Below are 11,384 nucleotides of genomic sequence, written 5' to 3'. Positions count from 1 at the left end.
CTAGCAGTGTTCTTTTTGGCGATTGAAGGCTGCTTTGAGTTTTCCACCTATGGCAGAATTTAAGGCGTCTTCCCATTCTGAGACGTTGCGGACGTGTTCGAGTGCTGGAAGCATGAAGGCCTGAGTGGTGAGGGCTGGGCGCTGGCTAGGTAATGAGACCGTGAGAGGGCCGAGAGCTTCGGCCAGATAAGCAAAGTCACTAGCCTCAGTGGAAGCGATGAAGTATGGTTCCCCCGCGTGATTGAGCCCGAGGCTTGGCGATTTTGGTTTGGTTTGCGAGAGTGCCGTTTTGATCCATCGTGACCCGCAGGCTGGCGAGTCGCTGCCCATCACGGCAACCTTATTGAAGCCCTCCCGGTAAAGGCTTTCAATGGTATTGGTGAGGGCCTGGCCGATGGCGTGTGCCTCAAGCGGGGTGAAGCCGATGGTGAAGGCGGGAGCATTCTTTTCTGGAGTGAAGAGAAAGTCGTGGCGGCGTTTGTGAACTTGACCGCGTAGCAGAGGGAGTAGAAAAAATTGTAGCGCTTCACCCGCGTCTGCTGGGCTGTAACAAAAGCGTACATGAGTGTCATGGAGGCCCTCAAGTTGCTGCAGTAGCACTTCGAGCAGTGCTTGATAGTGCACCGGACTCAGTCCACCGCTATCCGAGCCGAGTGGGTCGGTGATCGGTTCCTGGATGAGTATTAAGAGTGCATTCATATGATGTGTCAGGAGTTTCTGGGCGCGGCATCAAAGCAGATGCCGCGATGCTTGCAAATTCCAAAGTGGCTTGTGTAGGTCGGACCAGGGAGGGCTCATCTGTTGCTGTTGTGTCAGGAGCACCTTGTTACCTTGGATTAAGAAAAAAAGAGCCTCGTGAGTGTGACTCAAGAGGCTTTTTTAATGGAGCGGGTAGAGGGAATCGAACCCTCCTAATCAGCTTGGAAGGCTGGAGCATTACCACTATGCTATACCCGCTTTCGCATTAGAAGATCACCTGTTTGGGTGACGTGCGAGGAGTATTAAGGGATGCTCAGGATTGGCTCAAGCCTAAACTTGCATAAATTTCCCGTGTCGCCTTGGATTTGTTCAAGGTGTAGAAGTGGATGCCGTCGACGTCATTATCTAGGAGTTCGTGGCATTGTTGCGCAGCGTAATGAATACCAATGCGTTCCACAGAGCTGGCATCTCCGTTACCGCGTTCAAGAGCACGTAGAAGCTTCGCCGGGTAGCGTGCTCCTTCGGCTAGCTCAGCCATGCGCTTCATGCCTCCGAGTGAGGTGACTGGCATGACGCCTGCGATGATCGGGATGTTGATGCCTGCAATGTCACAACGTTCGCGGTAGTCCATGAAGTCGTGGTTGTCGAAGAAGAGTTGGGTACAGATGTAGTCGGCACCAGCATCAACTTTTTGTTTCATGTAATCCATTTCGAGCACCCGGTTTTGCGTTGCTGGGTGGCCTTCGGGGAAGCCCGCGACCCCAATGCCGAAGCCTCGTGAGTCTGGATGGCGACCAGATGCGTTAAATTCTTTAATAAATGAGACGAGGTCCGAGGCAAACTGGAAGTCGTCCTTGCTGCGGTCGTAGTCTGGTTGGTCGCGCGGAGGGTCGCCGCGCAGTGCTAGGATGTTGGCCACTCCGGCCTCTGCGTAGCGGATGAGGATTTGCTCGATTTCTTCCCTGCTGTGGCCGATGCAGGTGAGGTGTGGAACAGGTGGGATACCTGTTGTTTCCTTGATGCGTAGCACGAGGTCGTGGGTGAGGTCCCGGGTGGTGCCTCCCGCACCATAGGTGACGGAAACGAATGAGGGGTTGTATGGTTCTAAATCAGCGATCGTTTCATAGAGTGTGTCCGCGCCATCTTGGGTGCGTGGAGGAAAGAACTCGAATGAAAGCGAGGGGGAATTCTGCTGTAGAATGTCGTCAATGTGCATGGCCATGGGAGTTGTGCCAATTGCAGTGCTAATGACAAGAAAAATACGCAGGACTGGCTGAATGGTTGAATGCTGCGGGAATTTTGGCCTACAGTATGAGGAAAGGGTTCGACAATTCCTCCAATGTGGTGGATTGTTTGAGAAGTTCGCTAAATTGGAAAATTGTCAGCGTAGTATTTGTTATGAAGAATTTGAAGTGGATATCCAGAGTGTGGATGATTGGAATTGCCAGTGTGATTTCAGTGCTGCCAGTGCATGGCGCGGGTACTGATTTTAATGAAGTTGGCAAGCAAATGTCGATCATGTTGCGTAACCGACATTATGATCGTTTAGATTTTGACGCTGCCCTGAGTGAGCGAGTGTTTGCGATGTATCTTAACGAGCTAGATTCTGGGAAAATGTATTTCACGCAGAAGGATGTAGATAGCTTAGCGCTTAAGTACAACGATCAGCTGACTGCCTTACTGTTGAATAAAGGAAGCATGACCGCTGCTGAGGAAATATATGCAGTCTACAAAGAGCGTGTGAATCAACGTATCGCAGTCGCTCAGCAAATTCTCAGTGAAGCGGAGTTTACGTTCGATTCTGACCGAGTCATCAAGCGTAGCCGACGCGACCAGCTGAAGCCCACTCTCGAGGGCTGGCCTGAAGATGAAAAGGCGGCTGAGACACTATGGAGTGGGATGATTGAAGACGCGATGCTCTCGGAGACTTTACGGCGCCAAGTGATCATGAAGCGTGCGGAAGAGCAGGGGAAAGAGAACCCACTGAAGGATGAGAAGCCCATCGGTGAAAAGCTCAAGCTACGCTATGAACGAGTCAAGCACGCTGTGGATGATGCGGACCATGAGGATGTGGCGAATTACTTTTTGTCAGCAGTGGCAAAGTCATATGGGCCACATACGGACTACTTCAGTGCTCGTGAGATGGAGCGTTTCATGCAGGGGATGAGCAATGAATTTGTAGGTATTGGGGCGATGCTTCAGGCTCAAGATGATGGAAGTACCAAGATCATGGGGATAGTGAAAGGCGGACCAGCTGAATCACAAGGTGAGTTGAAGCTCAATGATAGCGTTGTAGGAGTGGATCATAACAATACTGGTGACGTCATCGATATCATGTTCATGAAGCTCGATAAAGTCGTGGATAAAATCCGTGGCGAAAAGGGCACGAGTGTTCGACTCAAGGTGGAGCCAGCTGACGGTGGACAGCCAAAGTTCATTGTCATCAAGCGCGGAACCGTAGAAATGGGAGAGTCGTTCGCGCAGGGGGAAATTATTGAAAAGAAAAAGGAGGATGGGTCTATCAGCAAGCTTGGTATTCTTACCCTCCCTTCATTTTATGCCAATTTCGATACTGGGGAGAACCGATGCTCTGTGCATGTGGAGGAAATTCTTCACCGTTTTAATGACGAGAAGGTAGATGGACTGGTGATGGATCTACGTGGGAATGGCGGAGGTTCACTTGAAGAAGTTCGTCGTATGACCGGTTTCTTTACTGGCCGTGGTCCTGTGGTGCAGATCAAAGATTACCTTGGAGGGGTGGATGTGAAGCGCTCATACGACAAGGCCTTCTTCACCAAGCCAATGGTGGTATTGATTGATAAAGCAAGTGCCTCAGCGAGTGAAATTTTGGCAGGAGCTCTTCAAGATTACAACCGAGCTGTGGTGGTCGGGACTAGCTCCACCTTCGGCAAAGGTACAGTGCAGCAACCTATGGAAATTGCTCGTCTGATGCCATTCTTTGCCAATCGAGATCGCGCCGGTTTTTTGAAACCTACGATTCAGAAGTTCTACCGCGTTTCAGGGAAGTCTACCCAAAATAGAGGTGTGGAAGCTGATATTGTTCTACCAAACATGATGGATGCTGTTGAAGTGGGGGAGAAGTATCTCTACTACGCACTAGCTTACGATATGATCGAGAAAGCCAAGGGCTACAATGCTCTTGATCGAGCAAGCTTGTTTGTTTCGGAACTGAAAGGACGTAGTTTGAAGCGAGTTTCAGAATCTAACGATTTTAAGTATCTCGAAGAGGATGTGCGACGTGCAAAGGAAAGAATCGACAAAAATGAGCTGTCTCTCAACATAGTCAATCGCAAGCTGGAGCTAGAGGAGGTAGAGCAACGTACTAAAGAGCTGAACAAAGAACGTCTCGTTCGTTTCGCCGAAGTGCAGAAAGCGGATCGTGAGAGCATGACATTTTATCGCGCCCACCTTGACGATCTTAAAAAAGACGGTTTACCGAAATTCGACCCATCATCAGATGAAGATGACTACATGGAAATGGCTGTAGATGAAATTGAGGAGCTGGATATCACTCCTGAATGGCCTTCAGGCTTGGATCTGGTAAAGCGCGAGGGTGTTGCTATTTTAGGCGATCTCATCGAACTTTCTGAAGCAGCCAAGGTGGTGAAAGCGTCACAATGAATGATGTTGAGCCCTTGTCTGAACGGGTCGATGCCGTGCGGCTTCAGCAGTTAGTCGCTGATTGCATAGCAATATTAGATGGCGCCGATCATGGGAGAGAGGTGGCTGCGCGTGTTTCTGTGGCCTGGAATTCGCGCATGCGCTCAGCCGCAGGTCGAGCATTTTGGCCTGAGTGTCGGGTGGACTTGAATCCGCGTTTGCTGGATATAAGTTTGACTGAGGTTCGTAGGACTTTGTTACACGAGCTAGCACATTTGTTAGCATATTGGCGAGCTGGAGGGCGCCGTATTGCGCCGCACGGGATTGAATGGCGAACCGCCTGCGCTGATCTAGGTATTCCCGGTGAATCTGCAACACATCGTCTGAGTCTGCCTCGTGCGCGACAAGTTCGGAAGTGGCGTTACGTTTGTCCGAACTGTGATCTGGATGTGGATCGAGTAAGGCGTGTGAAGCGAAAGATTGCTTGTGCTTCGTGTTGTAAGAGGCATTCAGGGGGGCGATTTGATCAACGCTTTGTGATGAAGGAATTTAAGATCGGTTGAGTGCTATAGAAATAGGCTTATAATAGCTTGAATTGGAACTGAATCGTGTATTACTAACTCTTGCTATGCGGGAGTAGGCTGTGCATGCTATCGTGAAAATCTATGTCCAGACGCTTAAGAAGTTTTAAAAGGTGGTGTGAAGTATACGGGCGTATACTTGCCATTATCGTATTGATTGTCGGTGTAGTCGCTGGTGGTGTTTGGTATGCGCTCAGTACCCATGAACCTCCAGCCCAGGAGGACTTTGGAAATTCGATCACTTCTGAGGTTGCTCGTAAGATCTCCAACCTCACATTTGAAGAGGGGCAGGCGCTATTGGATGAAGGTGACTTCGAAGGTGGGCGTGCTGTGATGCAACGCCTCGCTCCATTATCCAATGCAAGTTTGATTGCGAAAGGGAATCCTTTAGCGCACTTGTGGATGGCTAAGTTGTTTTTAGGCGATGCGCAGCAGGGGATTCTGAACCGTTATCCAATTGAGCTCACCGGTGGTAAAAACTATGCTCCTCGATATTCTGAAGAAATGCGTTCTGAAGTGGTTGAGCGCGGAATCAAGCACCTTGAGTCAGCCTTGATACTCAATCCCAAACTTGATGAGGCTCGGAAAATTTTGTCTGAATGGTTGTTACTTTCAGGAAAGCGAAATGAAGCATATGAGATACTCTTCGAGGGTGTCAGGATCACCGATGCCCCATCGGTGGATATTTTAGTTCCGATGATCCATGCGACAGTTTATCAAGGCAATGATCTCGAGCTGGAGGAGTGGAATTGGCATGAGTTTGCTACTCTTGGTCGAGGGATTACTGGGCCTCTACGTGGAGATAAGGCATCGCGTCTTTGTTACATCTTTTTGGCGAACGTTCTTGGTGAGTTTAATTTGGCCAAGTCAGCCTCTCAGAAATACATCTCAGATTTCGATGCCAGCGTGGATCGGATGCAAGGATTGGCTGAGTATATTAAGGCGGTCTATTTGTTGAAGGCTGAAACTTTTGATGAGGTTAAAGCCTTAGAGTCTTTAGTCGCAGCCTGTGCCTTTGACCCGGAGAGTGCTTATTACGCCGAAGGGCTCTCTCGTCTTTATGAAACATATCCCGAACTAAAAGCTGACATTCAAAGTGGCATATCTCCCTTATTGAAGAGGAATCATTCCGTCTCAATGGATATCTTCTATGCTGAGTTACTTGCTTCGGATGTGGCCGTGGAATTATTAATGGATGTGCGAGCGCAAGGAGGGGCATCCCCCGAATTGTTGGTGGCTTTAGTGAAGCACTCCGACGGAGATGGGCGTATTGTGAACTTATCGCAAATGATGCAATGGGCTGACTACTTGGTGAATGATCGTTCACTCAGCACCCAGCAGAAGTTTCAAGTTCTCGTTGCTCGCGGCCGCCTGCAGATGCAGTTGAAGCAATGGCAGCATGCTGTTGAGTCTTTTGAGCAAGCATTGGCAATTTCTCAGGTCACATCTCCACCATCATTGCATCGTTACTTGTCTGCTTGTTATGCGGAGTTGGGTAACTACTTGATGGAAGATCAGCACAAATTGATGGTGCGTAAATAAATGGAAAGCCAAAGCTCAACGTCCGAAGCTAAGAACTGGGGTTTTCAAGTCCTATGTGCATTGCTGTTGATCAGTTTAGTCCCTGTGCTGATAGATCATTTTGCAGACCTTTGGGCGCGTTCACATTACAAATGGTTTCCAGTTTTAATCTGTATCGTCCTGGGCCTACTATACAAAAGCTGGAAGAATTCAGAAGTCGCACAGTTTCGACCTCGCCCTTGGGCTTTGTGTGTGGGGTATACATTTTGCCTCGCTCTGGCTGGAGTCGCTTATCTATATTTCACTGGTTGGGTCGCAATGGTGACCAGTATTTTTGTCATTGGCTTGATGCTTGCTGAGTTAAACGGCCGAAAGAGGATGCCAAGGGCTTTTGCTATTTGGAGTCTTTTATTTCTGTTAGTTCGAGTCCCTCATCAAGTGGAACGCCGTTTCTTGACCCTATTTCAAGGGCTTTCATCTAAGGGGGCATCTCCTGCAATTGACTATGCGGGTCACTATCATGTTTTCCAAGGTAAGGTATTGGTGATCGATGGTTATGAAATTGATATTTCCGGTATATGTAACGGACCCTTTTCTCTTATTGGCATGGTGGCGTTAGCTGCAGTGATGGCTGTCGTCATGAAGCGCTCGTTGATACAAGGAATTTTGTTGATGCTCTTTGGTGTCGTCGCAGCGGCGTTCGTGAATATTCTGAGAATTACGGCTGTCGGTGTGGTTTATGCTTCATACGGCGTGGATATAATGACCAATATATGGGAATATGTATTACTGGTCGGGTCCTATGCCCTGGGCGTCATCTTGCTATTTAGTATGGATGCGCTGTTGGTGTTTTTGTTTACTCCTGTAGGAGAAGAAAAGCCCAATAAATATGGGAAATCTCTGGCTCGAGTATGGGATCGGCTCACAGAGCTCGGTCCGATGGCTCTGATGCAAGTGTTCAGGAAGTCTACCGATACTGAAGGAGGAAGGATACCAAGATGGAGCATAGCGATACTATCGGTGGCATTACTTTGCTTTGGTGGGTTTGGAGCACCTGTATTGTATTACCAATATGGTTTTGGCGATTATCAAACCTACTTCATGCACGATAAGAGCCAATTAGCGATTATTGAACCAGAGTTGGTGCGTTTTGATCGAGATAATTGGACTCTCATCGGTATTGAAACTGAGGAACGCCCTTTTGCCAGTTTGTGGGGCGCGTATTCCTTTATCTGGAGATTACGTTACCATGATACTCTGGTTATCATGGCCTTGGATTATCCATTTGATAAATGGCATGATGTTAAAGTGTGTTATGGTAGGTTGGGCTGGCAAGCCTCTAGCGAGAGACTGGAGCCATTTAAGCGCTACATTGATTGGGGTGCTTCAGAAACCGAAATGACCCTGCCGACGGGTGACTTTGGATTTATTCTTTGTAGCCATTGTGACCATGAGGGGAATGTTGTTCAGCCTAAACCGACTGACCACCGTTTTGATATGGTGATGTATTATCTGCATCCAAAGCAATGGGCTGCTCCCTATGGGGTGTCGGTGGACAGAAACAAGAATACCTTTTATCAGACGCAGGCGATGGTGACGACGCCCTTTGCGCTTGATGAGCCAACCAAGCAAGAGATTCGTTTGATGTATGAAGAGTTTCGCGAGCAAACTCGCTTATTAATCCAACAAGAAACAAGAGATGCTCAATCCCTATAAGCAATCGTCTTTCAAGCGGGTTTGGAAGCGCTCCATGTTGCTCGCGATCCCTGTGGCGATCATACTGATTCCGAAGTGGTTCATTTGGTTGATGAGTCGTGGACTTGAGAGAATCGGAGGGCAAGGGCTCATTGATGATATTTCATATGCCTTTGCGAAGCCTTGGTTGGCGGTTAAAGGTTTTGCGCTGAGTTGGTTTAGCTCACGTCCATGGGGTAAGTTAGTGTGGGCTGCCCCGGTATTGATAGGGGCACTCGTGTTGTTTTCAGTGGTCTTTATTCAGATGAACCGCAGTAGGGGTAAGGCGTATTCTGGCTATTACCAAGGCGCATTGAAAGCTCTCAGCCAGAGAGATTTTAAAAAAGCAGACTTCTTGTTTGCGAAACTGATCCACCACCCTTCGTACAAAGACTCAGATTCGGTTCTGTTTCGTGCCATGATTGCGGCTGCGTCGAATAGAAACCTACCTCGTGAACAGGCATTGAAGCAAAAATTGTTTTATGAACGAGAGTACGAACCTGCCAAACGATGGGTCGTTGAGCGTGCTTTGTCTGGTAAATCGGGCACTGCCAATCTAGATGAACTTGTTGAGATCGCTCGCGAAATGTTGGGGGAGGCCGAAGATGCCAGTTACTACGATTATTGGAATTTTGCTCTCGCTCGATTGCTCTATGAGCAAAAGCATTTTCAGGTGGTGTTAGAAGTGCTGGAGCTTCGAGATGAATTAGACCCTGAGGCGCATTTGTTGCAGGTCCGATCATTGATCATGCTGAATGAGGTCAAGAATGCGCGTCAGGAGCTGAAAAAGCTGGTTAAATACATTGAATTTGAAGACCCAGATTTAGAGGTATACTTGGGAGTGTATATGAACGCTCTTACGATTCTTGCCCAATCATCTAAGGATGTGGATGAGCAACAGGAGCTTTACAATAAAGCGATTGGAGAGTTAGAGAAACAACAGCTCTTCGCACGGAATACGGAGTACATTGACCGATTGAAGTCATCGGCTCACGTTAAAATTGCGCGTGTGTTGTTTGAAACGCACGGTACGCTTCAGCGTGAACTCGGTTTCATACATCTCAATGCGGCCATTGATACCGGTGTTTCAACTAGTGAGGCAGCCACCCTGCTCTTTGGCTTGTTGGACAGTGATTCCAAGTTTTCTGTTCTTACGGGGCAAATTGTGGAGGCATTAGGTCGTCATGGTGGTGCCGGCTGCCACCTCGCCATGGCGATTGATCGATGGTATCAGGGTGATTATGACGCGATGAAAGTACACCTATTGGTCGCACGTTCCCTAGAGCCTAAGGCATTTGATATTATGGGAGAGGCTGCGGTTGTGGTCGCCCGAAAGTATGCAAAGGGAGACCTCGACTTTTCATTATTTAATAACAGTGCAACATACTTCAAGCGGTCATTCAGAATGGTTGATGTCTTGGAGTCGGTGGATCCAGATCACGATCTCAAATACATCTTGGTGCGTTGTGAGATACACAGCAAAAGGCAGCAATGGAGCGAAGTAGTTAACTTACTTGAAACAGTTGTATCCACTCAAGACCCCACTACCTTGAATAAAAATGAGTACTTGAAATGTTTACAATGGTTGATTACGTCGTATGCTGAGCTAGGCGATCGCAAAAGATCAGTTCATTATCAACAACTATATATTGATGCGATGAAGAAGCCTGCTGCATAATGCTTTTCTAGTACCTAGCCCCCAGCCAATGCGAAGCATCCCTGACATGAAATCCCCAATCAAGACTCAACCTCTCAGTGGTTCGATTTTTGCGGTAACGGACGAAGATGTTAGTAAAACGTCAGATTTTCGTCGCCGATTCATGGCTGCTACCTACCCGTTTGTTTTGTTGCTCATTGATGCAGCGATCATCGTCCTAAGCTTTGCTGTGATCTTGTATTTCCATTCTGGAGTAGAATTCTTTGAGTCAGTGAGTAGAAGGGTTCTCGTTTGCATAGGTCTTCCCAGCCTTTTAGGGGTTTATCTGGTAGGGGGGTATAATCCGGCAATTCCCCATAACAGTTCTCGATTCTTTGCTGAGCACATCATTGCTGCTGTGGCCATGGCGGTTCTATCATTCGGCATGATCTATTCGGTCATTTCGTATGGTGTGGCTTTAAAGTCCCCGCGATTGGTTGTTGGGCTCACACTTGTTGTCTTTCCGGTAGCATCATTGTCTTACCGCTATGTATTGGGGAGAATCCAAGAATACTTCGAGCGAGACAATGTCATTTGTGTGATTGGAGCCGGGACGCGCGCGCGAGATTTATACACCCGCCTAGCCCGGAGAGGGCGCGCCCATCAAGTGATCCCTGCCACCTTTGTTCCGGACTGGGTCGGGAATCATTTGATTGAGGATGATCCTGATTCGCCTGTGACAGTCTCGATTGATCAGGTGAATTTTGAACCGACCATCAATGGTCGTTATGTGGAGCGCTTTGTGATCGCTACCGATACCGAGAAGCTTCCTGAGGAATTCAGCCGCAAGATGGTAGCAGCTCTTTTTCATCGTCATCGAATTGAGACTTATGAATCTTACCTGAGAAACTCGATGCAAATTCAGCCGCCTTGTCAGCTCAGTCTGAACTGGCCGATGCTCGATGGCTTTCGTTTGAATCGTAGCGTGAGTTATGACCGAGCAAAACGCGTGATGGATATTTCCGCTGCATTGTTTGGTTTTCTATTGGCGAGTCCCTTCTTGATTGCCACAGCGATTGCTGTGAAGGCCACTTCCAGAGGACCCATATTATTCAAACAACAGAGAACAGGCTTTAGAGAGGAACCATTTACTATCTACAAGTTCCGCTCGATGCATGTGGGGGCAGAAAAGGGTAATAAGTACACCCAAGTGAATGATTCACGACTAACCCCGATTGGTGGATTTATTCGGAAGACTCGATTGGATGAGTTGCCTCAGCTTTGGAACGTGTTGATCGGTGACCTCAGCCTCATTGGGCCCAGGGCTGAATGGGTGGACCTAGTACAAGGCTATGAAGAACGCTTTCCTTTTTATCATTTTCGCCATGCCGTGAAGCCTGGGATTACAGGGTGGGCACAGGTCAATTATTCCTACGGCGCCAATGATGAAGATACTCTGGAAAAGCTGAACTATGACCTTTACTACGTGCGTCATTATTCGATGTCGCTTGATGTAACTATCGTCGTAAAGACCATTTACATGATGGTCTTTGGCAAGGGAATGTAGCCAAGACAATCGATTCTACTCAATA

General features: G+C 48.1%; 8 protein-coding genes and 1 tRNA gene. 6 read left to right on the top strand and 3 right to left on the bottom strand.

The window, feature by feature from the left end:
- The 3 genes from F454_RS16400 to metF all read right to left on the bottom strand — a co-directional run bounded on the left by F454_RS16400 (position 1) and on the right by metF (position 1,915).
- Entirely contained in the window at positions 1 to 699 is a 699-nt protein-coding gene (locus F454_RS16400; RefSeq protein ID WP_018970628.1) for a hypothetical protein, read from the bottom strand.
- 184 nt (positions 700 to 883) lie between these two features.
- A tRNA-Gly gene (locus F454_RS0110555) sits at positions 884 to 957 on the bottom strand.
- Between the two features lie 55 nt (positions 958 to 1,012).
- Positions 1,013 to 1,915: a methylenetetrahydrofolate reductase [NAD(P)H] gene (gene metF / locus F454_RS0110550; protein WP_026292846.1), complete on the bottom strand. Its 903-nt coding sequence runs from the start codon at positions 1,913 to 1,915 to the stop codon at positions 1,013 to 1,015.
- A 182-nt stretch (positions 1,916 to 2,097) separates the two neighbouring features.
- On the opposite strand from metF, the gene F454_RS0110545 reads away from it, so the two are divergent.
- The 6 genes from F454_RS0110545 to F454_RS15855 all read left to right on the top strand — a co-directional run bounded on the left by F454_RS0110545 (position 2,098) and on the right by F454_RS15855 (position 11,359).
- Entirely contained in the window at positions 2,098 to 4,341 is a 2,244-nt protein-coding gene (locus F454_RS0110545) for a carboxy terminal-processing peptidase (protein WP_169334373.1), read from the top strand.
- On the top strand, positions 4,338 to 4,883 hold the full coding sequence (locus tag F454_RS16780; protein ID WP_083912968.1) for a SprT-like domain-containing protein: 546 nt from the start codon (positions 4,338 to 4,340) through the stop codon (positions 4,881 to 4,883). The genes F454_RS0110545 and F454_RS16780 overlap by 4 nt, the downstream gene beginning before the upstream one ends.
- Positions 4,884 to 4,985: 102 nt before the next feature.
- Positions 4,986 to 6,443: a hypothetical protein gene (locus tag F454_RS0110540; protein WP_205619031.1), complete on the top strand. Its 1,458-nt coding sequence runs from the start codon at positions 4,986 to 4,988 to the stop codon at positions 6,441 to 6,443.
- Positions 6,444 to 8,138 (top strand): exosortase U, encoded by a 1,695-nt coding sequence (gene xrtU / locus F454_RS0110535; protein WP_018970624.1) that lies wholly within the window; start codon positions 6,444 to 6,446, stop codon positions 8,136 to 8,138. It begins immediately after the preceding gene.
- A gap of 91 nt (positions 8,139 to 8,229) precedes the next feature.
- Positions 8,230 to 9,834 (top strand): hypothetical protein, encoded by a 1,605-nt coding sequence (locus F454_RS0110530; RefSeq protein ID WP_205619030.1) that lies wholly within the window; start codon positions 8,230 to 8,232, stop codon positions 9,832 to 9,834.
- 46 nt (positions 9,835 to 9,880) lie between these two features.
- The gene (locus F454_RS15855) at positions 9,881 to 11,359 is read left to right on the top strand and encodes a sugar transferase (protein WP_169334371.1); all 1,479 of its coding nucleotides are present in this window, start codon (positions 9,881 to 9,883) and stop codon (positions 11,357 to 11,359) included.
- Positions 11,360 to 11,384: the final 25 nt, after the last annotated feature.

The sequence above is a fragment of the Rubritalea marina DSM 17716 genome (genome assembly GCF_000378105.1).
Classification (GTDB): domain Bacteria; phylum Verrucomicrobiota; class Verrucomicrobiia; order Verrucomicrobiales; family Akkermansiaceae; genus Rubritalea; species Rubritalea marina.
Note: the sequence above shows the minus strand (reverse complement) of the source record. Positions and strands in the feature narration are given on the sequence as shown.

Coding starts and splice junctions, on each gene's coding strand:
- F454_RS16400 (WP_018970628.1), bottom strand. CDS start 699: ATGAATGCACTCTTAATACTCATCCAGGAACCGATCACCGACCCACTC.
- metF (WP_026292846.1), bottom strand. CDS start 1,915: ATGCACATTGACGACATTCTACAGCAGAATTCCCCCTCGCTTTCATTC.
- F454_RS0110545 (WP_169334373.1), top strand. CDS start 2,098: ATGAAGAATTTGAAGTGGATATCCAGAGTGTGGATGATTGGAATTGCC.
- F454_RS16780 (WP_083912968.1), top strand. CDS start 4,338: ATGAATGATGTTGAGCCCTTGTCTGAACGGGTCGATGCCGTGCGGCTT.
- F454_RS0110540 (WP_205619031.1), top strand. CDS start 4,986: ATGTCCAGACGCTTAAGAAGTTTTAAAAGGTGGTGTGAAGTATACGGG.
- xrtU (WP_018970624.1), top strand. CDS start 6,444: ATGGAAAGCCAAAGCTCAACGTCCGAAGCTAAGAACTGGGGTTTTCAA.
- F454_RS0110530 (WP_205619030.1), top strand. CDS start 8,230: ATGAGTCGTGGACTTGAGAGAATCGGAGGGCAAGGGCTCATTGATGAT.
- F454_RS15855 (WP_169334371.1), top strand. CDS start 9,881: ATGAAATCCCCAATCAAGACTCAACCTCTCAGTGGTTCGATTTTTGCG.